The sequence below is a fragment of the Roseospira visakhapatnamensis genome (genome assembly GCF_014197915.1).
GTDB classification, from domain to species: Bacteria; Pseudomonadota; Alphaproteobacteria; order Rhodospirillales; family Rhodospirillaceae; genus Rhodospira; species Rhodospira visakhapatnamensis.
The window spans coordinates 44,699-71,275 of the sequence record NZ_JACIGK010000014.1 but is presented as its reverse complement, the minus strand read 5'-3'; the positions used below and the strand labels follow the sequence as shown (position 1 = coordinate 71,275).

Annotated in this window: 26 protein-coding genes and 1 riboswitch; of the genes, 4 read left to right on the top strand and 22 right to left on the bottom strand. The window is 69.8% G+C overall.

Annotated features, from left to right (window positions below; translation table 11 throughout):
• Window positions 1-37 precede the first annotated feature (37 nt).
• The 3 genes from GGD89_RS10695 to GGD89_RS10685 are packed head-to-tail and all read left to right on the top strand — an operon-like array spanning window position 38 to window position 2,939.
• Window positions 38-937, top strand: a complete 900-nt coding sequence (locus GGD89_RS10695) for an ABC transporter ATP-binding protein (protein ID WP_184045043.1) — start codon at window positions 38-40, stop codon at window positions 935-937.
• The gene (locus GGD89_RS10690) at window positions 937-1,605 is read left to right on the top strand and encodes a hypothetical protein (RefSeq protein ID WP_184045041.1); all 669 of its coding nucleotides are present in this window, start codon (window positions 937-939) and stop codon (window positions 1,603-1,605) included. The genes GGD89_RS10695 and GGD89_RS10690 overlap by 1 nt, the downstream gene beginning before the upstream one ends.
• The gene (locus GGD89_RS10685; RefSeq protein ID WP_184045039.1) at window positions 1,605-2,939 is read left to right on the top strand and encodes a DUF4857 domain-containing protein; all 1,335 of its coding nucleotides are present in this window, start codon (window positions 1,605-1,607) and stop codon (window positions 2,937-2,939) included. The genes GGD89_RS10690 and GGD89_RS10685 overlap by 1 nt, the downstream gene beginning before the upstream one ends.
• Before the next feature lie 30 nt (window positions 2,940-2,969).
• On the opposite strand, the gene GGD89_RS10680 is transcribed toward GGD89_RS10685, so the two are convergent.
• Both GGD89_RS10680 and GGD89_RS10675 read right to left on the bottom strand, forming a co-directional pair.
• The gene (locus GGD89_RS10680) at window positions 2,970-6,068 is read right to left on the bottom strand and encodes an efflux RND transporter permease subunit (protein ID WP_184045036.1); all 3,099 of its coding nucleotides are present in this window, start codon (window positions 6,066-6,068) and stop codon (window positions 2,970-2,972) included.
• The gene (locus tag GGD89_RS10675) at window positions 6,065-7,312 is read right to left on the bottom strand and encodes an efflux RND transporter periplasmic adaptor subunit (protein WP_184045034.1); all 1,248 of its coding nucleotides are present in this window, start codon (window positions 7,310-7,312) and stop codon (window positions 6,065-6,067) included. Before GGD89_RS10675 ends, GGD89_RS10680 begins: the two co-directional genes overlap by 4 nt.
• Before the next feature lie 97 nt (window positions 7,313-7,409).
• Here GGD89_RS10675 and GGD89_RS10670 point away from each other — a divergent pair, with 97 nt between their 5' ends.
• On the top strand, window positions 7,410-8,087 hold the full coding sequence (locus GGD89_RS10670; RefSeq protein WP_184045032.1) for a TetR/AcrR family transcriptional regulator C-terminal domain-containing protein: 678 nt from the start codon (window positions 7,410-7,412) through the stop codon (window positions 8,085-8,087).
• Between the two features lie 7 nt (window positions 8,088-8,094).
• Here the strand turns inward: GGD89_RS10670 and GGD89_RS10665 are convergent, their stop codons facing one another.
• The 20 genes from GGD89_RS10665 to GGD89_RS10570 all read right to left on the bottom strand — a co-directional run bounded on the left by GGD89_RS10665 (window position 8,095) and on the right by GGD89_RS10570 (window position 25,887).
• On the bottom strand, window positions 8,095-8,511 hold the full coding sequence (locus GGD89_RS10665; protein WP_221238416.1) for a hypothetical protein: 417 nt from the start codon (window positions 8,509-8,511) through the stop codon (window positions 8,095-8,097).
• Between the two features lie 30 nt (window positions 8,512-8,541).
• Window positions 8,542-9,000: a hypothetical protein gene (locus tag GGD89_RS10660; protein WP_184045030.1), complete on the bottom strand. Its 459-nt coding sequence runs from the start codon at window positions 8,998-9,000 to the stop codon at window positions 8,542-8,544.
• A 174-nt stretch (window positions 9,001-9,174) separates the two neighbouring features.
• The gene (locus tag GGD89_RS10655; protein WP_184045028.1) at window positions 9,175-9,711 is read right to left on the bottom strand and encodes a MarR family transcriptional regulator; all 537 of its coding nucleotides are present in this window, start codon (window positions 9,709-9,711) and stop codon (window positions 9,175-9,177) included.
• Window positions 9,712-9,732: 21 nt separating this feature from the next.
• On the bottom strand, window positions 9,733-10,479 hold the full coding sequence (locus tag GGD89_RS10650) for a 4'-phosphopantetheinyl transferase family protein (protein ID WP_184045026.1): 747 nt from the start codon (window positions 10,477-10,479) through the stop codon (window positions 9,733-9,735).
• A 10-nt stretch (window positions 10,480-10,489) separates the two neighbouring features.
• The gene (locus GGD89_RS10645; protein WP_184045024.1) at window positions 10,490-11,212 is read right to left on the bottom strand and encodes an SDR family NAD(P)-dependent oxidoreductase; all 723 of its coding nucleotides are present in this window, start codon (window positions 11,210-11,212) and stop codon (window positions 10,490-10,492) included.
• Between the two features lie 93 nt (window positions 11,213-11,305).
• Window positions 11,306-11,962, bottom strand: a complete 657-nt coding sequence (locus tag GGD89_RS10640; protein WP_184045022.1) for an antibiotic biosynthesis monooxygenase family protein — start codon at window positions 11,960-11,962, stop codon at window positions 11,306-11,308.
• Window positions 11,959-12,612, bottom strand: coding sequence for an antibiotic biosynthesis monooxygenase family protein (locus GGD89_RS10635; RefSeq protein WP_184045020.1), 654 nt, complete (start codon window positions 12,610-12,612; stop codon window positions 11,959-11,961). Before GGD89_RS10635 ends, GGD89_RS10640 begins: the two co-directional genes overlap by 4 nt.
• Window positions 12,609-13,277, bottom strand: a complete 669-nt coding sequence (locus tag GGD89_RS10630; protein ID WP_184045018.1) for an antibiotic biosynthesis monooxygenase family protein — start codon at window positions 13,275-13,277, stop codon at window positions 12,609-12,611. Before GGD89_RS10630 ends, GGD89_RS10635 begins: the two co-directional genes overlap by 4 nt.
• Window positions 13,274-13,873: an antibiotic biosynthesis monooxygenase family protein gene (locus GGD89_RS10625; RefSeq protein ID WP_184045016.1), complete on the bottom strand. Its 600-nt coding sequence runs from the start codon at window positions 13,871-13,873 to the stop codon at window positions 13,274-13,276. Before GGD89_RS10625 ends, GGD89_RS10630 begins: the two co-directional genes overlap by 4 nt.
• Before the next feature lie 215 nt (window positions 13,874-14,088).
• Complete coding sequence (locus tag GGD89_RS10620; RefSeq protein WP_184045014.1) at window positions 14,089-14,355, bottom strand: acyl carrier protein; 267 nt, start codon at window positions 14,353-14,355, stop codon at window positions 14,089-14,091.
• A 1-nt stretch (window position 14,356) separates the two neighbouring features.
• The gene (locus tag GGD89_RS10615) at window positions 14,357-15,520 is read right to left on the bottom strand and encodes a beta-ketoacyl synthase N-terminal-like domain-containing protein (protein WP_184045012.1); all 1,164 of its coding nucleotides are present in this window, start codon (window positions 15,518-15,520) and stop codon (window positions 14,357-14,359) included.
• On the bottom strand, window positions 15,517-16,815 hold the full coding sequence (locus tag GGD89_RS10610; RefSeq protein ID WP_184045010.1) for a beta-ketoacyl-[acyl-carrier-protein] synthase family protein: 1,299 nt from the start codon (window positions 16,813-16,815) through the stop codon (window positions 15,517-15,519). Before GGD89_RS10610 ends, GGD89_RS10615 begins: the two co-directional genes overlap by 4 nt.
• A 51-nt stretch (window positions 16,816-16,866) precedes the next feature.
• Window positions 16,867-17,637 (bottom strand): SDR family NAD(P)-dependent oxidoreductase, encoded by a 771-nt coding sequence (locus GGD89_RS10605; protein WP_184045008.1) that lies wholly within the window; start codon window positions 17,635-17,637, stop codon window positions 16,867-16,869.
• Entirely contained in the window at window positions 17,630-18,559 is a 930-nt protein-coding gene (locus GGD89_RS10600; protein ID WP_184045006.1) for an aromatase/cyclase, read from the bottom strand. Before GGD89_RS10600 ends, GGD89_RS10605 begins: the two co-directional genes overlap by 8 nt.
• 1,205 nt (window positions 18,560-19,764) lie before the next feature.
• On the bottom strand, window positions 19,765-20,583 hold the full coding sequence (locus GGD89_RS10595) for an energy transducer TonB (protein WP_184045004.1): 819 nt from the start codon (window positions 20,581-20,583) through the stop codon (window positions 19,765-19,767).
• The gene (locus tag GGD89_RS10590) at window positions 20,567-21,391 is read right to left on the bottom strand and encodes an ABC transporter ATP-binding protein (protein WP_184045002.1); all 825 of its coding nucleotides are present in this window, start codon (window positions 21,389-21,391) and stop codon (window positions 20,567-20,569) included. The genes GGD89_RS10595 and GGD89_RS10590 overlap by 17 nt, the downstream gene beginning before the upstream one ends.
• Entirely contained in the window at window positions 21,388-22,383 is a 996-nt protein-coding gene (locus GGD89_RS10585; protein WP_184045000.1) for a FecCD family ABC transporter permease, read from the bottom strand. Before GGD89_RS10585 ends, GGD89_RS10590 begins: the two co-directional genes overlap by 4 nt.
• Window positions 22,380-23,285 carry an ABC transporter substrate-binding protein gene (locus GGD89_RS10580; protein ID WP_246423036.1) on the bottom strand — a complete coding sequence of 302 codons (906 nt, stop codon included), beginning with the start codon at window positions 23,283-23,285 and terminating at the stop codon, window positions 22,380-22,382. The genes GGD89_RS10585 and GGD89_RS10580 overlap by 4 nt, the downstream gene beginning before the upstream one ends.
• The gene (locus GGD89_RS10575; RefSeq protein WP_246423035.1) at window positions 23,282-23,875 is read right to left on the bottom strand and encodes a DUF7676 family protein; all 594 of its coding nucleotides are present in this window, start codon (window positions 23,873-23,875) and stop codon (window positions 23,282-23,284) included. The genes GGD89_RS10580 and GGD89_RS10575 overlap by 4 nt, the downstream gene beginning before the upstream one ends.
• A gap of 59 nt (window positions 23,876-23,934) precedes the next feature.
• Entirely contained in the window at window positions 23,935-25,887 is a 1,953-nt protein-coding gene (locus tag GGD89_RS10570; protein ID WP_184044998.1) for a TonB-dependent receptor plug domain-containing protein, read from the bottom strand.
• A 287-nt stretch (window positions 25,888-26,174) separates the two neighbouring features.
• A riboswitch (cobalamin riboswitch) is annotated at window positions 26,175-26,398 on the bottom strand.
• Window positions 26,399-26,577 lie beyond the last annotated feature (179 nt).

Below are 26,577 nucleotides of genomic sequence, written 5' to 3'. Positions count from 1 at the left end.
CGCCCGCCTGCTTCTCCCCATGAACCGGACACCCCCCATGACCCACGGCGCGGCCATCACGGTCGATGGCCTGATCCACCGCTACGGCCCGCGGACCATTCACGACGGCCTCGGCTTTCAGGTGCACGAGGGCCGCATTCTCGGCCTGCTGGGCAAGAACGGTGTTGGCAAGACCACCCTGATCAAGATCCTGATGGGCTTCCTGGCGCCCTCGGCCGGCACCTGCCGGGTGCTGGGCGAGCCCTCGCACGCGCTGTCGGCGGCCACCAAGCGGCGCATCGGTCTGGTGTTCGAGGGACACCTCGCCTACGACTTCATGAGCATCCGCGAGGTCGAGCGCTTCTTCTCCGCCTGGTACCCCAAGTGGCGCCGCGACGTGTTCCATGACCTGATCGACCGGCTCGGCCTGCCGCTCACCCACCGCATCCGCCACATGTCCGAGGGGCAGCGCTCCCAGGTGGTGCTGGGGGTGGTCATGGCGCAGGACCCGGACCTGCTGATCCTGGACGACTACACCATGGGCCTGGACGCCGGCTACCGGCGGCTGTTCCTGGATTACCTGATCCACTATGCCCGCGCGGGCCGCAAGACGGTCCTGGTCACCTCCCACGTGGTCCAGGACATGGAGCGGCTGGTAGACGACGTGATCTTCCTGCGGCGCGGCGGCCGGGTGCTGCACACCTCGCTGGCCGACTTCATGGCCACCTTCCGGCACTATCACCTGCCCCATGAGGCCGTCCCCCACGCCTTGCCCGACGCCGGCGAGACCCTGCATGCGGTGGAGCGCGAGGCCGACGGCGGCGTGTCGATCTTTGCCTTCCACGACCGGGCGACGGTGGACGCCGCGTTGCGACGGCAGGCCGTCGATCCCTCGGCGCTGGAGGAGCGAGCCATGACCCTTGAAGACGCCTTCGTCGGCTACACGGGACGATACTGATGCCTGCCTTGTTCTATAAGGAATGGTTGAAACTGCGGCCGGTCCTGGCGCTGCTGATCGCCGGCACTCTGGCGTTCTCCGTCTACCTGTTCCTGTCCGTGCGCCACCAGTTCCGGATCGAGCATGCCGAGATGCTCTACTACCAGGCTAACCACATCGGCCGCCTGTTCTACGAAGACCTGCGGTATGTCCCGTTGGTCACCGGCGTCATCCTGGCCGTGGCCCAGATCCTGCCCGAAGTCCAGCGCGGCCGCCTGCGCCTGTCGCTGCACCTGCCCATCGGCCTGGCGCCGCTGGTGCTGGCGCATCTGCTGATCGGCCTGGCCGCGCTGGGTGTGATCCTGGCCCTGGACCTGGCCGTCCTGGCGCTGACCATCGGCACCTTCTTCCCGGCCGCCTTCGTCGCCAGCGCGGTGACCACCGCGCTGCCGTGGATGCTGGCCGGCGTCGCCGCCTACCTGGGCGGCGCGCTGGCGCTGCTGGAGCCCGACCGGCGCGTCCAGGCCGCCAACCTGGTGGTCACGGCCGGGGTGGTGTGGCTGTGCCACCTGTCCCGCCAGTACGGCGCCTACGACCACGCCCTGTGGGGCCTGGCCGGGCTGGTGGCGCTGATGGCGCCGGCCGTCTTGCTGCCCGCCCACCGCTTCCGGGATGGAGGAGGCCGCTGATGCGCCCGCGATCCCCCCAGTTCCGCGCCCCCCAGTCTCGCGCCCCCCTGTCCCGCCCCTTGGGGTGGCTGACCCTGGCCCTGTTGCTGACCGGCGTGTCGGCGATCGCCCTGCCGCGCTTGTACGACCTGGCCTTCGCGGTGGACGTGGCCCCCACCCACCTGTTCTACAGCCCGGTGCGCGAGGCGTTCGTCTTCCGGGAGCACCGGGGCAACCACGCCTTCACCTACGCCGACGAGCACGGCGAAACCTTCGACCGCCAGACCTTCGAACAGCAGATTCCCTTCATCTACTACCGGAACATGGCGCTGTGGGGGCTGCTGCCGCTAACCCTGGAGGGCCGGACCTTCGACGCCGACACCATCCGCGACGCCCGCCAGGTGTTCGAGTTGAAGGCCCGCGAGATCGCCGACCGCCGCCCGTCCATCGCTGTCTACCCGCTGCTGGAGTCCAACCCGGGCCGGGCACGGCTGCGCTTCCCGGAGGACGTGTTCCGCATGACGGACAACCGGATGGAGTTCCTGAACGTCGACGTCAACCGGGTCGACGCGGCCCTGACGGCCCTGTTCACCGAGGCGCTGACGGCCGAGGGCTTCGCGTTCCCGGCCCGGCTGGTGGCCGGCAAGCCGACCATCCTCAAGCCCTTCGACGAAGGCTACCTGATCGTCGATGCCGAGGGCGTGGTGTTCCATGTCAAACGCACCGACGGCCAGCCCCGCGTGGTGCGCACGCCGATTCCCGCCGACCTGGGCCGCGCCATCCGCCACATCAAGGTGACCGAGAACGAGCGGCGGGAGATCCTCGGCCTCGTCCTGACCGACGACGACCGGCTGTTCCTGCTGCGGGCGGAGGACTACGGGCTGATCCCACTGCCCACCGACGGCTATGTCCCCGACCGCATGGACGCCAAGCTGCTGATCAACCCCCTGTATCCCACCGTGGTGTTCGGCGATGACGCCATGGTCCACGCGGTGGCCATGACCCCGGACTTCGACCCGGTGGCGTCCTATTCGCGGCCGGTGCCGGGTACCCGGGGCCTGCCCCACGACGTGGTGGCCGGGGCCCTGTTCCCCTTTACCCTGTCGCTGGACGATCACGGCGGCGCCTTCCTGACCTGGCGCCTGGACGGGCACGGTTGGGCCGGCCTGATCGGCATCGCGGGATCGCTTCTGCTGGTGCTGGGGATGGCCCGGGCGCGCCGCGCCCCCTGGCGGGCCGCCGCGCCAGTCGTGGCGCTGGTGGCCTTGACGGGTGTGTTCGGCCTGCTGGCCGCGCTGCTGGTCCCCTGGCCCCGGGACGATCGCGCGTCCCTTGCTCCGCGACCGGCGACATAGAGCCGATCGCGGGGCCGCGCCGGGCCCCGCTCACGTCGCCGGCGATGCCGCCACGCGGGCGCGGGCGGAGCCGTTCGGGGTCCGCCCCCCCGCCCGGGGCCGCGTGCCGATGCGGAAGGCCAGCGTGTACAGGACCGGCAGCACGATCAGGGTCAGCACCGTTCCGAACAGCAGCCCGCCCATGATCGACACCGCCATGGCCCGGAAGAAGGTATCGAACAGCAGCGGGATCAGGCCGAGCGCGGTGGTCAGCGCGCCGACGGTGATGGACACGAGGCGCCCGATCGACCCCGCGAGCACCGCGTCATAGGGGGCGAGGCCGTCGCGCATGCCGGTTTCGACCTGATCCACGAGGACGATGCCGTTCTTGATCAGCATGCCTTGCAGGCTGAGCACGCCCAGCAGCGCCATGAAGCCGAACGGCTCGCCGGTCAGCAGCAACCCGACGGTGACGCCGACGATGCACAGCGGCACCGTCAGGAAGATGATGACCGGCTGCCGCAGGCCGTTGAACAGCGCCACCAGGATGATCAGGGTGATGATCATCCCGATCGGCACCTGGGCGTTCACGTTGGCCTGCCCGTCCACCGAGCCCTCGTACTCCCCGCCCCATTCGAACATGTACCCCTCGGGCAGGGGAATGGCCTCGATCGCCGCCTGCACGCGGGCTTGCAGCTCGTAGGCCTCCATGCCCTGCGGATCGGCCTGCACCGTGATGGTGCGTTGTCGATCGCGCCGCCAGATCAGCGGCTGCTCCCAGACCATGTCGATGCCGGACACCACCTGTCCCAGCGGCACGCCCGCCCCGGCCGCCTGGGAATAAACCTGCACCTGTTCAAGGCGACCGGCATCGTGCCGTTCGGCGGCTGGCAAGCGCCAGACGATGGGCAGCCGGTCATCCCCCTCCCGATAGGCCCCCACCCGCGCCCCGTCGGTCACCCGCGCCAGGGCGAAGGCCACGTCCTCGCGGGTAACGCCGGCGCGCCGCGCGCGCGGCTGGTCGAACGCGGGGCGGATGGTCCGGGTCATCTGCCGCCAGTCGTGGCGCACGTACTTGGCGCCCGGCTCCGCCGCCAGGATGGCCATCGCCGCTTCGGCCAGACCCTGCAACACCACGGGATCGGGACCGCTGAAGCGGGCCTCGATCTTGAACGCCTCGGTGGTCGCCAGCGGAAACACGCGCATGCGCGGCTCCGCCTGGGGAAAGGTCTCGACCAGGTAGCGGTCGCCGTGGGCCACCATGGCCGGGACGTGGTCGGCGCTCTCCAGTTCGATGATCACCTGCCCGTAACTCTGGTACGGGATCTCGGGATTGAGCGAGATCTGAAACCGCACCGGGCCGGCGCCGACGAAGGTGGCGACGCTCACCACCGGGTCCAGACCGAGAAAATGCGCCTCGACCGCGCGCAGATCCTCGGAGACGTCGTCGATATGCGCGCCCTCGGGCAGCCAGTAGTCCAGCATGACCGCCGTGCGGTTCGAACTGGGGAAGAAGTTCTGGCTGACGAAGGTGAATCCGTAGCCGGACAGGCCGATCATGCCGGCCATCAGGCCGAGGATCAGCAGCCGATGGCGCAGCGAGAGGCGGAGCGCCCCCCGATAGGCCGCGAACACCGGCCCCGAGAAGGGATCCGCCGTCCCCGTGGCCGGTGCCCGCAGGAGCATGTGACACAGCACCGGCGTGACGGTGATCGCCAGCACCCAGCTGATGACCAGGGCGATGGCGATCACCGAGAACAGCGTGGCGACATACTCGCCAGTCTGGTCGGGCGACAGGAAGATGGGCAGGAAGGCCGCGATGGCCACCAGCGTGGCGCCCAGCAGGGGCCAGGACAGATCGCGGACGGCGCGGGCCGCGGCATCGACGCGGCCGTCGCCGCGCTTCATCCGCACCAGGATGTAGTCGGTGACGACGATCGCGTTGTCGACCAGGATGCCGAGCCCGACGATCATCGCGCCCACCGACATACGTTGCAGGTCGATACCGGCGATGCGCATGACCACCATCGTCGCCAGGATGGTCAGCACCAGCCCCAGGCCGACGATCAGGCCACCACGCAGGCCCATGAACAGCCAGACCACGCCCAGGACGATGGCGCAGGCCGCCACCAGGCTGACGACGAAGGAGGCGATCGCGCGATCGACGATGGCCGGCTGGTCGGAGATGATCCCGACCTCAAGGCCCACGGGCCGCTGGGCCTCCAAGGCGTCGAGACGCGCCCGCACCGCCTCGCCCATGCTGACGATGTTGGCACTGGCCACCGGCGACAGGCCGATCGCCATGGCGTCGTGGCCGTTGAACCGCATCAGCCGGGGCAGCGGGTCGGCCACGGCGCGCCGCACGTCGGCGATGTCCCGCACCAGGACCAGGCGATCGTCGGCGTCCCGCCCCACCACCAGGTCGCCCACATCCTCGACCGCGTCGAAGGTGCCCGGAACGTCCACGCGGAAGCGGTCGCGCCCCGACTCCAGCGCCCCCGCCGGCACCACCCTGTTCTGGGTGGACAGCGCGCGCAGCACCTCGTCCGCCGTCAGGCCGAGGTTGGCGAGACGGGCGCCGGACACCGTGATCTCGATGGTTTCCTGGCGCTCCCCCCAGAAGACGGCGCGTGACACGCCCTCGATCAGCAGAAGCTCGCGCTGCAACGCCTCGACGTAGTCCGAAAGCCGCGCGAACGGGACCCCGTCGCCATAGACCGCCAGCAGCACGCCATAGACATCGCCGTAGTCGTCGTTCACCTGGGATGGTCCCGCCCCCTCGGGCATCCCCCCCTGGACGTCGGCGACCTTGCGCCGGAGCAGGTCCCAGATCTGAGGCAGCGCCGAGGAGCGGTAGCGGTCGTCGATGTCCACGAACACGATGGACTCGCCGGCCCGCGACAGCGAGCGGACGTGGTCGAGTTCCGGGATCTCCTGCACCGCGCGTTCGATACGCTCGGTGACCTGGCGCTCGACCTCCAGCGGCGAGGCCCCGGGCCATGCCGTATAGACGGTCGCCGTCTTGATGCTGAACACCGGATCCTCCAGCCAGCCCAGGTTGGCGTAGGACTGGAGCCCCAGAATGGCCAGCAGCGCCACCACGAACAGGGTAAAGGCCTTGCGGCGGATGGCGAAGACGGCGGGGTTCACAGGCCCGCCCTCACCACCACCGGATCCGGCGCCTCCAGGGGCCGGACACGCTGGCCCTCCCGCAGGAAATGAACGCCGTAGGCGACGATGCGCTCGTCATCCACCAGACCGTCGGCGAGACACGCGCGATCCCCGGCGAGCCCCGTCACCGTGACCGGCCGCGCGGTGACCGTCGGCGGGTCGCCCGCGACCACCCACACGAAGTCCCCCCCGCCGCTCTCCCCGTCGTCCGCGCCGTCGCGCCGGGTGAACACGGCGCTGGACGGCACCAAGATCTGGCCCTCGGCGTCCGCCCCGGCGAAGCGGAGGGTGGCCGTCCCCGACACGCCGGCCAGCGGCGCCGGCCCGTCCAGGTCGGCGATGCGCAGGGCGGTCCGGTAGGCGCCGGTGTCGGCCGACAGGTCGGAGGCGATTTCGTGAATCGTGGCCGCGTGGCGCCGGTCCGGCCGGTCGGCCAGCGTGACGTCGATCCCCACCACGTCGGACAGCCGCGCGATGATGGTCTCGGGCAGATGCACGACGAGATCGATGGCGGCGGTGTCGTGGAAGGTCAGCACCGGCGCGCGGGCCGAAACATGGTCATGAGCCTCGACATGCAGGCGGGCGATCCGCCCGTCGAACGGCGCGACCAGGCGGGTATCGCCTCGCGCCGCCTCGGCGGTGGCCAGTTGCTCCATGAGAGACCCGACCTGGGCGAGCGTCCGGTCGCGTTCAGCGATGGCGGCGTCCAGGGCCGCGCGCGAGACCGCGCCGCGCCGGACAAGGTCGTCCTGGCGGCGATAACTGATCCGCGCCAGACGGCGCGCCGCCTCGGCCGCGTCCAGGCGCGCCCGCACGTCGGCGACGGCCAGATCGAAGTCGCGCGGGTCGATGGCCGCCAGCAGCGTTCCGGCCGCGACCTCCTGTCCCTCGCGCACCGGAAGGTCGATCAGGGGACCACCGACACGGAACGCCAGGCGCGGCGACCGGCCGGGCTGCACGGTGCCGGGAACGACGCGCCGCTCCAGGACCGGCCGGGTCGCGACGCCGATGATGGGCGCCGGGCGGACGATCTCGGCATGCGGCCCCAGGGTCGCCTGGGCATCGCGCGCGAAGACCGCGCCACCCGTCAGGTCCTGGCGCCAATCGCCGCCGATCCCGGTGACCATCACGGCCGCCACGCCCGCCGCCACGGCAACGGCCAGGATCGCCACCCGCATGACACGGCGCCGCCCGGCCTTCGGTGTCCCGTCGAGGCGCCCCATCGCGGCCCCCTTAGAGTAAACAAAACTGTTTCGTTTACACGATGGACACGACCGACTACGCTGTCAACATCAATTCAGACGTTGAGGATCGCGCCCCATGTCAGACCGAGCCTCCCGCCAGGCCCCACGCCCCAGCCAGTTGCGGGCCGACAAACGGCGGGCGATCCTCGACGCCGCCGCCCGAACCTTCATGCGCGACGGCTTCGGCCTGGCCGGCGTCGACCGCATCGTGGAGGAGTCCGGCGTCTCCAAACGCACCCTCTATGCGCATTTCCCCAGCAAGGAAGCCCTGTTCGGCGCGATCATCCACGAGTACTGCGACGTCATCCTGACGCCGTTGCGTCAGGCCGACCTCGGCGACCGGGACCCGCGCGAGACCCTGATCGCGCTGGGCCGCACGTTCTGGGACGTGCTGCTCTCGCCGGAGGGCCTCAGCCTCTACCGCGTCGTGGTCGCCGAGGCCGGACGGTTTCCCGACCTCGGGCGGGTCTTCTACGAGTCCGGGCACGAGCCGGCGGCCCGCCTGCTGACCGCCTACATCCAGGCGCAGGTGGACGACGGCGTCTTTCGCGACGTCGACAGCCGCCGGGCGGCCGAGGGCTTCTTCGGGCTGGTGCGGGGCTATGTGCATGAGCGGGCGCTCTTCCACCTGACCACGGAGGTCGACCCGGACGCCCTGGAAGCGTCCCTGCGGTTCGCGGCCGACGTGTTCCTGCACGGCCTGCGCCGACGGGACGCCGAGGATCATCCGTCCCCGCACCCCGCCGGCACGTGAGACAGGCTCAATCCTTCAGACACCGCTTCACGACGGCCGAGCAGGTCTTGATGCTGCCGAAGCCCCAGCCGGCGCGGTTGTCACTGCGCACCGCGACGATCTGCTGATCCTGGACGGTGATATCGAACACGCAGGCCGATCTGTGGTCGACCGCGTCCGGTCCCGGCGTCGCCAGCAACAGGCCGTCCGCGCCCCGGGCCTGGGCGGAGGAATAGACGTGGGTGGCCCGCGCCGCGCCCTCGACCGGGCGGACGGCCATGGGCTCGCCGATGCAGCGCGACAGTACCGCCGCGTCCTGGCCGACGAGGTCTCGTTTCGCGTCCTGGACGGTCTCCAGGTGGGGCGCGCCGCAGCCGGCAAGCATCCCCGTCATGGGCATGCCCAGCAGAACGACCAGAAGCGGTGCTTTCACGATGGACGACATGGGACCCCTCCTCTCCTCACGGTGGCCGGCTCAGGCGGAGCGCGGACGCAGGCGGCCGGTCATGCGCAAGCCGTCGCGCATGTTCAGGCCCAGCAAGGCGATGTTGACGGCCCCGGCGACCAGTTCGATCGCCTGCACCGCGTAGAAGGTGACATCGAACGCCCCGGCCCGCGCCTTGACGGCCAGGACCAGACATGCCGGAACCAGGACCAGAAGACCGATCGCGGCAATGAACGGCATCCGCTTGCGCTTGGCGTCGACGGCACCCTGGATGCTCTGGGCGCTCTCGCCCTTCGACAAGGCGAAGCCGGAGCCGCCGGCCACCATGAGGGCGGGGATCAGCAGGATCAGCCCCCAGGGAATCAGGGTCTTGACGGTGACCACGGCCGTCGCCGGACCCAGCAGTTCGGACAGCACGGTGGCGGTCCAGAACGTCAGAATCGTCAGCAGCGCCAGCGCGCCGGCGATGGGATGAAGGGCTTTGGGCATGGTTGCGTCTCCGTCCGAAGCCATCAAGATAGCACGCTATATAACAGGCCCGATCACGTCCTTCAAGCGCGGAACGGCGGCGCGACACCCCAACCGGGTGACACGCCCGTTCCAACCATGGCGCGATATGCGGCGTCGCCCATGAGAACGCCCGCTCTGGTGGTTTTTCGGCGATCAGCGGCGCGCGTCGCCGCGCGGCCCCCACGACAGGTCGCGCTCGCCCTCCGCCGATCGGCTCCAGGCGCCGCTCCCGGGGATCGTGACGCGATCGAGTCGGTGGTCCAGCGCCTTGAGCACCTCTAGCGCGTGATCCAGATGACGCGCGTTGAGATCCTCGACCAAGGTCCTGGCCCAACGCGCATGCAGGGCCATCGCCTTTTCGAACGCCAGGGATCCACGCTCGGTCAGGACATAGAGCGGCGAGCGCTCGTGACGCGGATTGGGCCGTTGCTGGAAATAGCCCTCGCCCACCATCTTGTTGAGGCGCTTTTGCGTCCCCTGGCGCGTGAGCCCCATCGTTTCCGCGATCATGGGCGTCGTCATGGGTTGACCGGCGAGCGCGACCGCGCCCAGGAGCTGCCAGTCGGTGCTCGTCAGGCGCAAGGGCCGGACGAGTTCATCGCCCTTGTCGAGCAACTTTCTCCGCAACCGGAAAATCTCAAGAATGATACCGGTCAAGATCAAGTCATCGCCTGTTTTAATCTCTTGCACGTGACTCTACGCTCTATGGTTTTAAAGAGCCGTGGGCAAACTTTCTTTTTGCGTTTTATAAAATTCTGCCTCACCGATACAGTGTAGTGACGAAAGGCAAGGATAGTCAATAATCATAAAAGTACGCGTGAAGTGTGGACATGCCACCGCCAGGGCAAGCGTCGTCTCCCGCCAAGGCGCCAGATGACGGACCCAGCAGGTCCGACCATGCGCCACGACCCGTCGAAAGGACGACGCCCGCGCCCCCGCGCCCCCGTCCGGCCGGGGCGGGTCGGCGGGCAGGGACAGGGAGTCCAGGCCCTCGGCCAGGCCCCGCCCCAGCAGCTTGACGAGGGCCTCCTTGGCGGTCCAGCAGCGCAGGAAGTCGCGCGGACTCGGGTCCGCGAGACGCTCGTCGGGCGCGACAATCCATGCATAGAGGTCGCGCCAGCGCGTAGGATGGCGCAGGATCTCGACGTCGACCCCAAGATCGACCGCCCCCAGGGCGATCACCAACGCCGGCCCGCTGTGGCTGATGCTCACATGCAGCGGGCGTCCCGGGACGAACGGCTTTCCGAATCGATCCTTCTCGATGCACAGGGCCGGGTCGCCGGTCGCGGCCCGCAGGACGGCATGCGCCGCCTCCCGGCTGCGCGGGCGCCAGTCCCCGCGCTGGCGGTCATGCAGCATGAACACGCTGATGCCGCCGCCGGCGGCATGCGCGGCGGCCAGGTCGCGCAGGCGCACCGGCGTCCAGGAGGTGGCGCGCACCCCGGCACGTTGCCTCATGGAGCGGCGCTCACCCCTGCGCCCGGGGTCCCTCTGTCGCCGGCTTGCAGCCGATGGTGAGATGCTCGACCACCGCCGCCGGGGACAGGGACATCACGAAGTCGATCGCCCGGCTGATGTCGGCCGGCGCGATCATGTCCTCGGGCGGCAGGCCGGACCCGGCCCCCATGTCCGTGTCCACCACATCCGGACACAGGGTGGTGACCTTGACGCCGTTGGGAAGCTGCTCGCGCGCGAGCGACCGCCCGTATCCCACCAGGGCGTGCTTGCTGGCCGCATAGCCGCCGACCGGCGCGAACGGCTCGACGCCGGCGATCGACGAGATGTTGAAGATGCGCCCGTCCTCGGCCTGCCTCAGATGATCGAGACAGGCCGCGCACAGATTGTGGATGGCCAGCACGTTGGTCCGCAGCATGGCGTCCAGGTCGTCGACACTCGCGACGCTGGTCCCGAAGCGGAAGATCCCCGCCGCGTTCACCAGCACGTCCAGGCGGCCCCCGCGGTCGACGGCGTCGAGCACCGCGCGCGCGGCGTCGGCAAGGGCACAGACATCGACGGCCACGGACTCAACGGCGATCCCGTGGTCCGCGCGCAGGGTCTCGGCGGCCGCCGCGAGCCTGGACTCGTCCCGGGCCACCAGAACAAGGTCGTATCCCCGGCTCGCGAAATGCCGGGCAACCTCGCGCCCGATGCCTCGGCTGGCGCCGGTGACGACGGCAACGTGTCGCGACATGGTGCTTTCCTCTCGGATTGTATGAACGGGCAAGGGCCGAGCCGGGACGCGGGCCGGACGGCCGCCGACGGCACGCGCGTCCCGGCGCGGGGATCAGGCGACCACCGACTCCGCCGGCACGGACGGCACCGGAACGGGCGCCGCCGATGCCTCGCCGAGGTCGAAGACACGCCGGCACAGCGATGGATGCAGCTTGTAGGACAGGGACCGCTCGCGATGCCGGTCATAGGCCCGGTCCGCCAGCGCCTGCTTGAACGACGCCGCATCCCGCCATTGCGAGACGTTGAGCAGGCCGTGCTTGGCGGCCGGCGAGCGGGCCCGGAACAGGCGCGCGTTCATGAAGCCGGGGTGGGCAAGCATGTGGTCCTTGGCCCGGTCCCACATGGCGAGCGCGCCCTCGATCTCGGCGCCCGCGATCTCGAAGGGATTGACCAGCCAGACATGCCCCGGTCCGGTCGGGGCAAGGTCGCCGAGCTGGGTCCGCATCCGGATCACGATCCTCTCGACGGCCCGGCCGGAAAAACCGTGGTCCAGCGCCCCGAGGGCCATGGCTTCCTGGAAGTCCTCCTCGTGCGTCCAGCCGCGCACGGAGATGTAGGCGTAGGTGGCGTCGCGGATGTCCTCGACGCGTTCGAAAAGCTCCGCATCGACCAGACCGTGCCGGTCCCGCAGAACACGGGTCTCATCCAGCCAGGAGGCCCAGGCCTCGCGGTCCGGCTCGCCCGAGACGATTTCAGCCATGTGCATCATGCCGCGTCTCCCGTCAGCAGCGAGGTGGCGTTCGGTCCGCGATGCAGCACGCGCCGCGTCAGCAGCAGCGAGAAGTCCTCCTTGAAGGACTCAACGATCTCGGCGAAGCGCGCGGTGTGCACCGCGTCGAAGAACAGGTCCGTCGTCTCCCACTCGGCGATGTTGACGAAGGCGATCGCGTCATCGGCCGCGCGGCTGCGGTGCAGGCTGGCGTTCACGAAGCCGGGACGCGCGCCCATGTAGGCGTTCGCCTCGTGCCACATGGCGGCGTAGTCCTCGGCCTGGCCGGGCGCCAGGTAGACGATGTCGAACAGCACCATGTGCGGGGACTCGCCCCGGAACGTGAAGGCACGCCCGTCGACGAGGTCGGCCTTCAGGCTGGTGAAGCGGGTGCCGGAGGCGCCGAGGATCGCAAGCACCTTGGGGTCGCTCCTGGCGGCGGCGCGGGCCTGGTCCCAGTCCGCCGCGCTGTCCCAGCGGGTCGCGCTGGCCAGGGGATAGCCGACCCGGGGCTGGACGGTGTCGAAGGTCTCCAGCAACTGGCCGTCCTGGAACCCGGCGCATCGAGAGAGGACCCCGCTCACCGCCCACCAGGTCTCCCTGGCGCGTTGCAGATCCGATGCCTCCAGGAAATCGATGACCATGATCATGACGTCACCTGTTCGGTTGCGATGGAAGGGGAAGGCTGCCGAAGGGCCGCGACGGGCATCCCGGCCGTTACCGCGTCCTCGACATGCGAGAAGCAGATCTGGAAGGTGCCTTCGAAGGGGGCGACCAGTGCCTTATAGTCCTTGCCGGCGAACTGCTTCATGAAGAACGCCTCGGTCTCCCAGCGGGCCCGGCTGACGAAGTAGTATTCGTCGGTCTCCGGGTGGAAGGTCTGGAACAACTCGGCATCGAGAAAGCCCTCGCGGCTTTCCATCATCGTCTTGGTCGCGCTCCACATCCGCGCGTTCTCGCCCGCCGACTGCCGGTCGATCCGGTAGGGATTGGTGATGATGAGGTGACCGTCCTCGACGGGACGGGGATTGGCGGCGCTGGCGTCCACCGGCGCGTAGAGATGGATCCCGGGCCGGGTCCAGGCGCCGAAGGGCGGGCGCGCCGAGGCCAGATCGGACTCGTGATACGCGGCCAGGCTGTCCCAGCGGGCCATGCTGACCAGGGCATAGCCCTCGCGGTTCAGGCGCCGGTAGACCCGGTACAGCCGGGCGCCGCCGAAGCCCGGCATCGGCGCCGCCTCCCGCAGCGCCGTCGACCAGACCCGCGCCACGGGGCCGGGATCGGGGGTGTCGAGAAGATCGATGCGGACGATCATTGCGCGGCCTCCAGAACCGGGGCGGACGGAAGAGGCGCGACCAGGATCCGACTGCGCGTCTCGAAGCCGCCGACGATGATGCGTTTGAACGCGTCGCTGGAGAACGCGTCGACGAAGGCGGCGACGGTCGTCCAGGCGGCGACGTTGACGAAGGCGGCGCGGGCCCGGGAGGACCGCTCGCGATAGAGACGCGCGCTCCGGAAGCCCGGCCGGCGGGCCATGAAGGCGCTCGCCGCCGTGAACTGCGCGAGGAAGGCGGGCGCGTCGGTTTCGGCGAGGTCGCACAGGGTGAACAGGACCACGCCGGTGGCCGGGCCGCCCCCGGTCCCCCTGACCCGCATCACACAGGCGGTGTCGAGGGTCAAGCTGGCGCCCGCCCGTTCCGGCGCCGCGATCGGGTCCACGCCCTCGCGCAGGGTCTCCATCACGACCGCCCCGTACCGCGACCCGCCATAACCCTGACGGTCGAAGGTCTCGGCGTCGTCGCGGGCCAGCGGAAAGGTCAGCACCGCGCCGCGTCCACCGACGCGCCGGACGCGCGGGTGGCGCGACAGGCCGTCCGGGGGAGTCTCATGGAATGCAAAGGTGGTGATCATGGTCGCCTCCCACACGGACCCGCGCCGTCGGCGGACGGCCCCCCGACGGACTCCCGTGACGAGAGCCCGGGGCGAGACCGTCCGGACTCGCGCCCGAAGGCTCGTATCGCGGCCCAAAAAAAACGGTGGCATGACGGCCCGTCGACCGGAGGGCCGGCCGGGCGGCCAGCCGGACGGAGGGACACGACCGCGCCCCCTCCGTCCGGGTCGCGGCTTTAGGCCACCGGCTCCTCGACGCGGACCACCTTGGTGATCACGGCCACCAGATCGGCTGGTGTCTTCAACTTGGCGTAGTCAAGGCCCTTCAGGCTGATGCTGAGAGCCTTCTCAATCTCCACGATAATCCCGATCAGTTCCGTGGAATCGACGCCCAGGTCATCCTCCAACTGGGTGTCGGCGTTGATCGTCGCGGGATCGGCACTCAGGGACGTGGCGATGGCGTCGATCACGACGGTTTCGATGCGCTCCTGCGAGGTGGTCATGTCAGCTCTCCTTCGTGAGCAAGAGACTGCCGGCGCCGCCGCCCATGGCGCAGGCGTTGATAAGGATCCGCTCGATCGCCTGACGGGCATCCCGAGCGGTCCCGCTCCGGGCGGAGGAAAGGTCGGCGCCGTCGTCCCCGGACGGCACCGTGGGAAGGCGTTGCTGGCGGTGCAGCATGAGGCTGGCGAACACGACGTCGAGCGCCCCCTCGGCGCCGAAGGCATGGCCATACGCCCCCTTGGGCCGCAACGCCGGGACCCCCGGGCAGACCGTGTCCAGGGCCGCCTGCTCGCAGGCGTCCACGCGGGCGAGGCCGCTGGCGTCCGGCAGCACGATGTCGGCCTTCAGGTTGCCCAGCACCCGCCGCATGGTGCCCTCCAGCACTCGCGGATCGACGGCGTACTGGTCGGGGCGGCTGGGCGCGTTGCGCATGGCGAAGGACCGCAGGCCGGCATAGACGCGAGCGCCCCGCGCCCGGGCATGGCCGGCGTCCTCCAGCACCAGGAAGACGGCGCCCTCCGAAACCTGGAAGCCGCTTTCGGCGGGATCGGGCTCGCCGTTGGCGGCGGCGATCCGTTCCAGGGCCGCGCGGACGAAGTCCGTGTTGGTGCTTTCCGCGCCCCCGGCGATGGCCACGTCGAGTTGCCCCCGCCGGATGAGGCTGGCGGCGGAGGCGACACTCACCAGGCTGCTCATGCGGTCGGCCATGTAGGTTTTGCTGAACCCCTTGAGGCCGTGCACGATGGTGATCTGGCCTTGCGGCGCGGCCGGGAACCAGCTCGTCGCCTGAAACGGGCTCACGGCGCGCGGACCGATCCCATGCAGATGGCGCAGTTCACGTTCCGTGAACCGCCAGCCGCCGAAGCAGTTGCCGACGAAGGCACCGCAGCGCTCGCGGTCGATGCCGTCCAGGGCCAGCGCCGCGTCCTCGATCGCCGACTGCGTGGCGATCAGGGCATACCGGGTGAACGCGTCGAGCTTCCTCGACAGCCGCGGCGGCAGGGCCTCGGCGATGGCGCTCTCGTCGATCCGGCTGCCGGCGATGCGCGACGACAGGCGCTCGACATGGGGGCCGGGAGTGCCGACGTGGTGCCACAGCGCGTCGAGGGACCGGGTCTTCGGCAGGACCACGCCCATGCCGGTGATGACGACGTCTCGGGTCATGCCAGTCGAGCCTCCTCGGAGTGAGACGCGGTCGGATCGTAGCGGGCGACGATCAACGCGCTGTGGATGCCGGAAAACCCGCTGGCGTCCTTCATGGCGAAATCGATGCGGGTCTTGCGCGGGCCGTCGGCGACGTAGTCCAGGTCGCAGGCCGGATCCGGGGTCACCAGGTTGGCGGTGGGCGGTGTCTCCTGATGCAGGATGGTCTGCACCAGCGAGACCAGCTCCACCGTGTTGGCGCCCGCCAGGGCGTGCCCGACGATGGACTTCAGCGAGCACACCGGGATTTCGTGGGCGCGCGCGCCCAGCGTGCGCTTGACGGCATTGGTTTCGTTGACGTCGTTCTGGGGCGTCGAGCTGCCATGCGCGTTGACGTAGTCGATGCGCCCGGGGTCGAGCCCGGCGTCGGCCAGTGCCAGCACCATGGCCCGGTGCAGGTCGATTCCCTCGGGCTGGAGATCGGTCATGTGGTAGGCGTTGCAGGTGGAGCCGAAGCCCCGCAACTCGGCCAGGATGGGCGCGCCGCGCCGCCGCGCGTGGTCGAGGTCCTCCAGCACGAGGATGCCGCAGCCCTCCGCCAGCACGAACCCGGATCGCGACACGTCATAGGGCCGCGACGCGGTGTCGGGCCTGTGGTTGCGGTCGTCGGGAAGCGCGCCGATGATGTCGAAGGCCCCCAGGGCGATCGGCGTGAGCGGCGCCTCGGCGGCCCCGGCGATGACGATGTCCGCCTCGCCGGCGCGGATCATCTCCATGGCCTCGCCGACCGCATCCAGGCCGGCCGTGCATCCGGTCGCCAGCGTATGCACCGGGCCACGGGCCCCGTACTTGCGGGCGATCTCCGACGAGGCGATGTGAAAGCACGTGTTGGGCAGCAGGTCCGGGCTGGCCAGCGCGGCATCCAGCGGCGCGGACCCGCCCTGGGTGAGGCGAAGGAACTCCTCCTCCATGTACTTGGTGCCGGCGATGGCCGTGGCGATGCTGACGGCGAGCCGGTCGGGGTCGTAGTCCCCCTCCCGCAGGCCCGCGTTGCGCATGGCTTCCTCGGCGGCGGCGAGGGCGAACAGGGCGAACCGGTCAAGGCCGTGCTTCTGGTCGTCGTCGATGTCGTAGTCGTCGGGCGAGAAGTCCTGGACGATTCCGGCGATCCGGGACTGGAACGCGTCCACGTCGAAGGTCTCGATCCGGGCGATGCCGCTCTTTCCGACCCTCATGTTTTTCCAGAATTCATCCACATTCGTGCCGTTGGGCGCGATCACGCCGAGCCCCGTGACGGCGACTCTCTTCTTGTCCATGCCTGCAAACTCCCGATACGGGCCGGCGATGCCGAGGAAAGGGGGCGCGGGTCAGTAGTTGCCCAGCCCGCCGCAGACGTTCATGGCCTGGGCGGTGACGCCGCGGGCCTGGGTGGACGCCAGGTACGAGACCATGGCGGCCACCTCGATCGGCTCGATGTACCGGCCGATCGGCACCCGCGCCTCGATGCGCGACTTGGCGACCTCGGGCGTGACCTCCCAGATTTTCGCGTAGTTCCTGCGGACCTGCGCGGCCATCTCGGTCTCCACGAAGCCCGGGCAGACGGCGTTGACCGTGATGTCCGAGCCGTCGCGGGCCAGTTCCAGGCCCAGGGCCTTGGTGAAGCCGACCACGCCATGCTTGGAGGCGCTGTACGGAGCGCCATGGATGACCCCCTGCTTGCCGCCGGTGCTGGCGATGTTGATGACCGCGCCGCCGGCGCCCATGGCCTGCGAGCGCAGCACCTCCTTGGTGACGTAGAACACCGAGTTGAGGTTGGTGTTGATGACATCGCGCCAGAGTTCGTCGGCCAGGTCCTTCGTGACCCCGCCGCCGCTGCGCCCGGCGCAGTTCACCAGCACGTCGATGGAGCCGAGCGCGGCGCGCGCGCTCTCGATCATCGCCGTGACCTGCTCGGGCTGGGTCACGTCGCAGGCGATGCCCACGACCGTCACGGCCGGCGACGACAGGTCGTCGACGGCGGCGTCGAGCGTGGCCTGATCCCGCCCCACCAGCACGCAGTTCAGGCCATCGGCCACCAGCCGGGCGGCGATCGCCTTGCCGATGCCCCGGGTTCCCCCCGTGATGAGCGCGTTACGCATGGTTCGATCCCTCCAGTTTGGCGACGATCGCCTGCATGGTGCCGAGGCTGTTGCGGTTGATGGCCGCCTCGACGTGCTGCTTGGCGGCCTCGCGCTCTTTCTTGTCGGCCCAGAAGGCGGGGTTGAGCACCACGTCGTGCCAGGACACGACCTCCACGCCGTCCGGACCCTCGGTCAGGGTCCAGCGGCCCCGGTGTTCGCGCAGCGCGGGCGGCGGGGCGGGCTGGAAGTACTCGATGCGGTCGGGGGCCAGCACGCGCACGCTGCGGATCCGCTCTTCGACATCGCCGACCTGGACGACCATGACGAACTCCTGATAGCGCCCGTCGTCGTAGATCACCTGCACATCGGTGCAGTGGGGCAGCAGCCAGGGCCAGCTCGCGGCATCGCGCAGCAGGCGGGAGATCAGCGCGATCGGCTGGCGGATGACCAGGGACTCCTCGAAGACGTGACGCCACCGCTCACGCTCCAGGCGCTCGGCGACCGCCGACAGCTCCTTGCGGCTGTTGGTCTCGATGGAGTCCAGCATGAACTTGGCCGCGTCCTCGCGCGTGCTCACCCCGTCCACGACACCGGAGACCCGGTCGGCGACCTCGAAATCGTGCGTGAGGGTGATGACGCAGCCGGCATCCTTGGGCTCGAAGCGCCAGGTCCCGTTCATGAACCGCACCAGCGGCGAGGGCTTGCTCTGCGAGAAGGAGATCTGACGGCGCTCGCGGTCGATGGCCCGTTCCGATTCCCAGCTGAAGATCGTGTCGTTGGCGCGGGCCGTCAGGGCGATCTTCTGGCGGTCCTCGGTCTCTTCCAGAACCTTGGCGGCGAGGCAGGGCGGGAAGATCTCCGGCCAGTGGGCCACCTCAAGACCGACACGGAACGCCGGATCGGCGGGGCACGCGACTTCGATGGAATGGTCTGTCTTCATGGCTGCCTCTTTGACGAGTGTGGTCCTCGAACCCAGGTCGGACACCGCGCGGCGCGGTCGGGCGGGCACGCCCCGCGTCTGGGCAGCGGGACCTTGACAGGGGCCGGACGCATGGACCGCGTCCGGTGGCAACGATCGCGCCGGACCACCTGCGGCCGCGCCGGATCGTGGAACCCTCTCGGTTGATGGACGGACCGGACCCGTCACTTTCCGAGGGACCGCGTGTTCCCGGGACCGTCGCGACGCCCCGCGACACCGGGACCACACCTAAACCCTATAGCGTGCGATACATATTAAACAATTAAAGATCTATGTCGCTGTCAACAAGAAATATTTCCGGACCTGATTCAAGAAATCAATTTGCATATTATTAAAATGCATTTTATTTTTTAGTTTTTCTGAAATATCATGAGTCACACTAACTGGAGAACGCATCTCTGTTTGCTCCATTTTTTTTGCCTTTTTGCGGAAATTGGAAATTTTTTCATCAATCCGGTAATCGATTACCGATTAATGACAACTCTTTTCCGTTACGACAACGAATTACCATAAGGGAGTTGCGCGTGCAACTAGAAACTATGTCGCTTCTAAATCCAAGAGAGCGCCCAAAATGCGCCAACGCCGGACGTTCGGAGCATCGAATGAGGTCATTTCGGCCCCGGTCGACGCCGTGCATGCACACGCGTAAAAGTGTGCATCCCGTATATCGAAGGGAGCCGACCGCCCCCATACCCCCGCGTGAGGCGCATGGCGCCGGTGTCCTGAAACGCACGTGAACGGACCTGAAACCGCGCCTGGCGCGAGCCTCCACACCTTGATTAAGGACACTCTGCCGCCCTCGACCCGCCCTGGACGGCTCGGAGTTTGCGCCTTTATCGAGCAGATTAGTTATATTGCTCCCATTGGATATAGCGCCGCTCGATTCAATCAAAAGGTTTAACACCGCACAAATGGATATCTATGAGTACCGCAGGTCGTCCCTGCCATCGCGCCCGCATGCGGCGCCCGCCGGACAGGCGTGGCCAGTGGTCGATCGCCGGGGCCATCCGCGCACCGTCAGGGGACCAAGGCGACGTTATGGGCCCCGCGACCCAGATCGAGGCGCCGGACTCGAGGCCACGCGCCCCCGACTCGACCGCGACTCGGGCAGGCGATCACCGGGGCCGGGCCAACACCACGGGGGAGGCGGAGCGCCGCCGCCGGCCTCAGCGCAGCACGAAGCGGATCGTCACCCGTGCCGTTCCCGACACCGGCACCCCGGCGCGGGTCGCCGGCTGGAAGCGCCAGCCCCGCACCGCCCGGCGCGCCGCACGGTCGAGGCTGCCATGTCCGCTGGACCGCGCGACCGAGACACCGAGCACCCGGCCCTCGGCACTGACCCGCGCGGTCAGGAGCACGGTGCCCTCGTGACCCCGTCGACGGGCCTGCTCCGGGTAGGGCGGCGCCGGGTTGCGCGCGCTGCCAAGCACATAACCGGGCGCCCGAGTCGACCCGCTCCCGCTCCCGCCCCGGGCGCCCGCCACCGCATCGCCGATGGCCCCATGGGTGCGCCCGCCAGGGGATGCCGCCGTCCTCACGGGATGCGCCGGGTCGGGGGTGGCGACGCGTGCCGGTCGAACCGGACGGGGGCGGACCGGGCGCGCAGGCGCACGCGGCTTGACCGCCGGCGGCATCACGGCAACCACCGAGGAGGCGACCGCGTCAGGTTCCGGTTCGGGGACCCGCGCGGTCACCGGCTCAGGCTCAGGGAGCGACTCGGGAACCGCCTCGGCCGTCTTGACATCACGCCCCGCGCGGGACGCCGGCGGGGCCGCGTCCGCCTGGACTCCGGCGGGCGCCAGCATGACGGCGATCACGGTCGGGCTGACGTCCAGCGGCTGAGGCGGCACGGTGTCCTGGGCGACCGCCAGGGCCAGGACCAGGACGCCGTGCAGGGCGACGGAGGCCAGCAGCGGGATCGCATGGCCAAGCCCGCGCGCGACGGGTGCCGGCGAGCCCGGGCGCGACTCAGGCGCCGCCCGCATCGCGGTCGATCCAGCCGCCACCACCACCGCCGGACGGCGGACGGATCACCGGCGTCACCACCGGCATGGCGTCGACATGCCCCCGGCTGAAGGCGACGCCATACACCCGCTCCAGGTCGGTGGCCCCCAGGACGGTCTCCGCCGCCCCGGCGCGAATCACCCGCCCGGCCTCCATCAGCACCAGCCGGTCACAGACGCGCGCGGCCAGCGACAGGTCGTGGAGCACCACCACGATAACCCGCTGGTTGGTGTCCGCCTCCTCCCGCAGCACGGTCATCACCCCCACCTGATGGGCGGGATCCAGCGCGGCGGCGGGCTCGTCGGCGAGCAGGACGGGCGTTCGGGTGGCCAGGACCCGGGCCAGCATGGCCCGCGCGCGCTCGCCGCCGGACAGGGTGGGCACCGCCGCGTCGGCCAGGCCGGCGCTATCGGTGCGGGCCAGGGCGGCCTCGACGATCTCGGTGTCCGCCCCCGACAACGACCGCCAGGGACCGAGATGCGGCAGCCGCCCCAGTTCCACCATGCGGCGCACCGACACCGGCCAGTGCACGCCGTGATCCTGGGGCAGGTAGCCGATCAGGCGGGCGCGGGCGCGGCCCCCCGGGCGCGGCAGGGGCACGCCGTCCAGGCGGAGGGTGCCGGTGTGCGGCACCACCCCCGCGACCGCGCGCAGGAGAGTCGATTTGCCGGCGCCGTTGGGACCGATCACGCCGGTGATCATGCCCCGGCGCGCCTCCAGGCTGGCCGCGTCCACCAGGCGGCGCGCGCCGATCCGGACGCTCAGGGAGGTGATCTCCAGTCCGCTCATGGTGTCATCCTCCGCGATCGCAGCACCAGGCCCAGGAAGAACGGCGCGCCCAGCAGCGCCGTGACCACCCCGACCATGACCTCCTGGTTGGTGGGCAGCACCCGCGCCACGGTGTCGGCCACCACCACCAGCGCCGCCCCGGCCAGCGCGCTCGGCAGCAGCAGGCGGCTCGGCTGATGGCCGACGAACGGCCGCAGCATGTGCGGCACCACCAGCCCGACGAAGCCGATGGCGCCGGACACCGACACCGCCGCCCCCACCACCAAGGCGATGCCGGTAACCACGCCGACGCGCTGACGAAGCAGGTGCACGCCCAGGCTCTGCGCCGTCTCCTCGCCCAGGGTGAGGGCGTCCAGCCCGCGCGCCATGGCCAACAGGATGCCGCCGCCGACCAGCAGGAAGGGCAGCGCCAGGACCACATGGTCCATGGACCGGTCCTTCAGCGACCCCATCAGCCACAGCACCATCTCGTTCAGGGCGAAGGGGTTGGGCGCCAGGTTGAGCGCCAGGGAGGTGAGGGCTCCGGCCAGGCTGGACACGGCGATGCCGGTGAGGATCAAGGGCAGCGTCCCGGGCAGGCGCCGCCCGATCAGCAGCAGGATCAACGTCGTCACGGCCGCACCAGCGATGGCCGTCGCCGGCAGGGCCCAGTCCGCCCAGGCCATGAGGCCGAAGTGAAAGGCGACCACCGCCCCCAGCGCGGCGCTGGACGACACGCCGATCAGGCCCGGCTCGGCCAGTGGGTTGCGCAGCAGTCCCTGAAGGGCCGCCCCGGCGATCCCCAGCGCGGCGCCCACCTCCAGCGCCAGCAGGGTGCGCGGCAGGCGCACCTCGCGCACGATCGCGGTCACCACCGGGTCACCGATCCCCAAGAGCCCGGACACCACCGCGCCCGGGCCGTACGGGACATAGCCGATCATCAGGCCCGACAAGGCGCCGGCCAGCGCCAGGCCGGCCAGGATCAGCGGCAGGACGACAAAGGGGCGGGTCATGGATGGGCCTCGCGGGCGTTCAGCGCCTCAAGCCCCTCGGTCAGGGCCTCGACGGCCTCGGCCAGGATCCAGCCGCCGCAGACCCAGGCCGCGCCGGGGACCTCGATCCGGTCGATGGTCGCGGCCCGCGTCGTGAACGCCGGATGATCGCCGAATGCCTGGCCCATGCCAGCGTGCGGGCTGTCGAAAAAGCTGGTCACCAGCAGGTCCGGCGGATCGGCGATGACCTGCTCCAGCGACCACGACGACCAGCCGGACAGGCCGGCCTCGGTGGCCTGGTTGCGCAGCCCGACGGCGTCCATCAGGGTGGCGACATAGGCGCCCTCGGCCGCCGTCCCGCCCCCCGGCCGCAGATAGAGCGCCACGCGATCGCGCCCGGGCGCGGCGGCCCGCGCGGCCGCGATGCGCGCCAGCAGGGTGTCGGCCAGGGCGTCGCCGCGCGCCGGGTGGCCGAGGGCGCGGCCGATGTCACGGGTCAGGGCGGCGATCCGGTCGATGTCGTCCTCCAGGGGAATGCGCGCCACGGTCACGCCGAAGCGCTCCAGCAGCGCGGCCGTCGCGTGGTCCGTCCAGGCGTTGGTGATCACCATGTCCACGCCTGCGTGAAGGTAGCCCTCGGCGCTGGGGCGCAGGCGCGGATAGGTCGCCGCCTGGTCGGCCAGCAGGGACAGCCAGGGCTTGGTGGCGTGCGGCGACAGCGCGACGATCTGCTCCGGGTCGGCCAGGGCGAGGACGTACTGGTCCCCGCACAGGGTGGCGGAGGCCACGCGCGGCAACGGACGTCCGTCCGCCGCCCCCACCCCCGCCCCCGCCACGGCGGCGGTCCAGGGGGTCACCAACCCGGCCACCAGTCCGCCCGCCAGCATGGTCGCGTGGATGGGCCGGCGACGGCGCGTGATCATCCGCCCGCGCATGGGCTGCCGTGGGCGGTCCGGTCCAGGGGATCGGGATCGAGCCCCAGGTACCGCTTGCGAATGGCGTCCCACATCTCCAGGCGCGACCAGTCGGGCGTGTCGGTCACCACCTCGCCCCGCTCCAGGAACGGATGCGGCAGAAACACCGTGAGCTGGTTCTCGCCCTTGCCGTTGAACAGGCGCAGTTGCCAGCTTCGCGGCGTGCCGTCCGGACGGATCATGCGCGCCAGCTCGGCCCGGCCGGGGCGCCGGATGGCGGCCAGATCCGGGTTGGTGGGCAGGTGCGGCAGCCCCTTGTTCTCGCCGATGCAGATGTGAAAGTGCCAGGTGTCGAACTCGACGGTCAGGTAGCCGTCGAGCCGGTTGATCCGCTTGGGCGGGGCCTGCACCTGGATCTCGTAGGCGGCGCCCTGGATCAGGGTGCCGAACACGATCTGGTCCCACCAGGTCTCGAACACGTCCCGCAACAGCGTGTCCAGCGCGGCTTCGTCGGTGGGCAGGGGGAAGATTTCCACCCGGCCCGCGCCCAGTTCATCCACGATATACGAGGGTGCGGGCGCGGCGGTCTGGTCCATCATGGGCACGGCCTCCTTTTCCGAATGATATGAAGGGAGCGTCGGCATCCGGCGCGGCGCCGTCAGAACCGCACCGTGACGCCGCCATGGAACGACTGGCCCGGCGTGCCGTATCCGGGAATCTCCTCATAGTCGGCGTCGAACAGGTTCTCGACGCGGCCGTGCAGGGTGACGCGCTCGGTGACGTCGTAGGCAAGCCGCAGATCGGCGGTCCAGAACGCGTCGCTCTCGCCGCCGAAGTCGGTGGTGCGGTCACGGTACCGCAGGCCGACGTTGGCCAGGGCGGCGGGCAGGAACCGCCAGGTGACCGAGGCGGTGCCCTGGTTGACCGGACGCTTGTCGAGACGCTTGCCGGTCTGGTCGTCGATGGCGTTCTGCCACGTGTAGGACACCACCACGTCCACGTCGTCGTGCGGGCGCACGGTCAGCGCCATCTCGACGCCCTGGGCGAAGGTCTTGTTGATGTTCTGGTAGCCGCCCCCCAGGCACAGGGAATTGGTGGGCGGGGACCACACCCAGTCGATCTCGTCCTTGGTGGTGGTCTCGAAGTAGGTCACGCTGCCGACGAGGCGCTCGTCCCACAGCCGCTGATCGACGCCGACGTCCCACCCCCAGCTGCTTTCCGGGTCCAGATCGGCGTTGCCCGCGCAGGGGTCGTATTGCTCGTAAAGAGAGGGGGTCTGCCAGGCGGTCGCATAACTGCCACGCAGCGTGGTTCCGGTCGGATCGATGGTGTAGGCGCCGGACAGGCGATAGGTCACCTCGTCGCCGAAGGTCTCGTGCGTGTCCACGCGCACGCTGCCGGCCAGATCCAGATTGTCCACCGGCGTGACGCCCAGGGTCAGGAAAGCGCCGCCGCGCCACAGGTCGGCGTCCATGTCGGGCGTCAGCGGGGCGAAGCCGGGGGTGTGCTGCTCCATGCTTTCGTTGATGACGTCGCCGCCGGCCTCCAGCGAGATCCGGTCGCTGGCCGCCCAGGCCGCCACGTAGTCAAGGCGTGTCTTGCCGCCGTCGAAGGTATCGCCCTTGGTGCCCTCGCCCCAGTACTGCCGGGTGGTCCAGGTATCGGACAGGCCAAGCGTATGCACCAGGGTGTCGTTCAGGGTTTCCAGGGTCACTTGCCCCCGGATGAAGCGCTCGGACTCGTCGCGGTTCCACGAGGTGTCGCGGTCGTTGGCGTCGTAGTTCAACTCCTCGCGCAGGTAACGCCCCGTGACGTCCACGCGCAGATCGTCGGTCAGCGCCAGGCCCAGGGTTCCCCCAACGGTCCAGGACCAGAACGGATCCTCCGGCCGGCCGCCCCGTTCGTCGCTGAAGTCGGAGAACCCGTCGCTGGTGGTGCCGGCGGCGGACAGCCGGAAATCGACCGGTCCCTGGAGGCCATGCACCAAGCCGCGCAGGCGCGTGGTGTTGTAGCTGCCGTACTCGACGCTGGCCTCGCCGCCGAAGGGTTCGGTGGGGCGCCTGGTGATGATGTTGACGACACCGCCCGCCGTGTCCGCGCCGAAGCGGCCGGGCCGGGCGCCGCGCAGGACCTCGACACGCTCGACATCGGACAGGTTGTGGTCGCTGATCTCGTACTTAGACTGGGCGCTGCTGGGGTCGCTGACCTCGATGCCGTCGATGAACACGCGGGTGTTGCGCGGTCCCAGCCCACGAAGGCCGATGCTCTGCGGCTGCCCCAGGCCCCGTTGGCCGCTGAGCGTCAGGCCGGGAACCAGGTCCAGCGCATCCTCCAGGCGGCGGATCTGCTGGTCCTCGATGTCCTGGGCGGTGACGGTGGTCTCCGCCCCGGCGACCCGCGCCTGGGGCACGCCCTGCGGACGCGGCGCGGACACGGTCATGTCGGTGGCGGGCAGGCTTTCGGATTCGGATTCGGTTTCGGTTCCCGTCTCGGCGTCCGGCGCGGTGGCCTCGGCGGCCAGGACGGCGCCCGGGGCGGCCAGCGACAGGGCCAGAGCCAGGGCCAGCGCGAGACCGCGGTGGGGCGGGGGTGACAGGGAGAACACGGACATGGGGCACACACTCCATCGCCGAGGCGGCCCATGGACGCACGCGGGGCGCCTTCCGGCACCACCCCCCTTCCGCGCCACGCCGCCCCCCATTGGGTTGACGACGGACGTCCCCATGACGAACGACCCGACCGGCCGCGCATCAACGCGACCAGAATCGTTCTGTAACTCGGCTTGCGTGCATGAGAAGGTGCGACAAGGCGCCTGTCACGGATCAAGCCACGGCGACGTCCAGACGGCGCGTCACCGCAACGGCTTGCCCGCACCCCCGGCACACCCCGACCGTGGGTAGAGTGACGCTGTCAGCGGCAGGTCTCCTGGCTCGCGGGTCTCGGATCCGTGCCACCTTCCCCGCGCCCCAGGGGGCCCGAGTGGTCTGTCGGCACGAGTCTCGTCGCTCACAGTTGCGGGGACAGCCACGGCTTGAGGTCCTGCTGGAGTCGGCCTCTTCCGTCGTTCCCTTTTCATCCTCCGGCATGATGCCGTCCGAGGAACCGCTGACGGACGCAGGGTAGGAAGGCGGAGCCTGGGTTGTCAAGGGACACGCGATAAACGCGAACGGATATGTCCCGCGTGAACACTGGGGACAATGCCCGGCCTCGGGCGATCCACGCGGCGCCCACGGCTCACGGACTGGATGTCGGCGCGGGGCGCGTGCCGGGGGAGAATCCCTTGCCGGGGAACGGGCGAACG

Coding starts and splice junctions, on each gene's coding strand:
- GGD89_RS10580 (WP_246423036.1), bottom strand. CDS start 23,285: ATGATCACGCGCCGTCGCCGGCCCATCCACGCGACCATGCTGGCGGGC.
- GGD89_RS10665 (WP_221238416.1), bottom strand. CDS start 8,511: ATGTCGTCCATCGTGAAAGCACCGCTTCTGGTCGTTCTGCTGGGCATG.
- GGD89_RS10605 (WP_184045008.1), bottom strand. CDS start 17,637: ATGCGTAACGCGCTCATCACGGGGGGAACCCGGGGCATCGGCAAGGCG.
- GGD89_RS10640 (WP_184045022.1), bottom strand. CDS start 11,962: ATGATGCACATGGCTGAAATCGTCTCGGGCGAGCCGGACCGCGAGGCC.
- GGD89_RS10590 (WP_184045002.1), bottom strand. CDS start 21,391: ATGAGCGGACTGGAGATCACCTCCCTGAGCGTCCGGATCGGCGCGCGC.
- GGD89_RS10650 (WP_184045026.1), bottom strand. CDS start 10,479: ATGAGGCAACGTGCCGGGGTGCGCGCCACCTCCTGGACGCCGGTGCGC.
- GGD89_RS10660 (WP_184045030.1), bottom strand. CDS start 9,000: ATGCCCAAAGCCCTTCATCCCATCGCCGGCGCGCTGGCGCTGCTGACG.
- GGD89_RS10570 (WP_184044998.1), bottom strand. CDS start 25,887: ATGTCCGTGTTCTCCCTGTCACCCCCGCCCCACCGCGGTCTCGCGCTG.
- GGD89_RS10610 (WP_184045010.1), bottom strand. CDS start 16,815: ATGGACAAGAAGAGAGTCGCCGTCACGGGGCTCGGCGTGATCGCGCCC.
- GGD89_RS10615 (WP_184045012.1), bottom strand. CDS start 15,520: ATGACCCGAGACGTCGTCATCACCGGCATGGGCGTGGTCCTGCCGAAG.
- GGD89_RS10645 (WP_184045024.1), bottom strand. CDS start 11,212: ATGTCGCGACACGTTGCCGTCGTCACCGGCGCCAGCCGAGGCATCGGG.
- GGD89_RS10585 (WP_184045000.1), bottom strand. CDS start 22,383: ATGACCCGCCCCTTTGTCGTCCTGCCGCTGATCCTGGCCGGCCTGGCG.
- GGD89_RS10690 (WP_184045041.1), top strand. CDS start 937: ATGCCTGCCTTGTTCTATAAGGAATGGTTGAAACTGCGGCCGGTCCTG.
- GGD89_RS10595 (WP_184045004.1), bottom strand. CDS start 20,583: ATGCGGGCGGCGCCTGAGTCGCGCCCGGGCTCGCCGGCACCCGTCGCG.
- GGD89_RS10695 (WP_184045043.1), top strand. CDS start 38: ATGACCCACGGCGCGGCCATCACGGTCGATGGCCTGATCCACCGCTAC.
- GGD89_RS10675 (WP_184045034.1), bottom strand. CDS start 7,312: ATGGGGCGCCTCGACGGGACACCGAAGGCCGGGCGGCGCCGTGTCATG.
- GGD89_RS10600 (WP_184045006.1), bottom strand. CDS start 18,559: ATGAAGACAGACCATTCCATCGAAGTCGCGTGCCCCGCCGATCCGGCG.
- GGD89_RS10635 (WP_184045020.1), bottom strand. CDS start 12,612: ATGATCATGGTCATCGATTTCCTGGAGGCATCGGATCTGCAACGCGCC.
- GGD89_RS10685 (WP_184045039.1), top strand. CDS start 1,605: ATGCGCCCGCGATCCCCCCAGTTCCGCGCCCCCCAGTCTCGCGCCCCC.
- GGD89_RS10630 (WP_184045018.1), bottom strand. CDS start 13,277: ATGATCGTCCGCATCGATCTTCTCGACACCCCCGATCCCGGCCCCGTG.
- GGD89_RS10670 (WP_184045032.1), top strand. CDS start 7,410: ATGTCAGACCGAGCCTCCCGCCAGGCCCCACGCCCCAGCCAGTTGCGG.
- GGD89_RS10620 (WP_184045014.1), bottom strand. CDS start 14,355: ATGACCACCTCGCAGGAGCGCATCGAAACCGTCGTGATCGACGCCATC.
- GGD89_RS10575 (WP_246423035.1), bottom strand. CDS start 23,875: ATGATGGACCAGACCGCCGCGCCCGCACCCTCGTATATCGTGGATGAA.
- GGD89_RS10625 (WP_184045016.1), bottom strand. CDS start 13,873: ATGATCACCACCTTTGCATTCCATGAGACTCCCCCGGACGGCCTGTCG.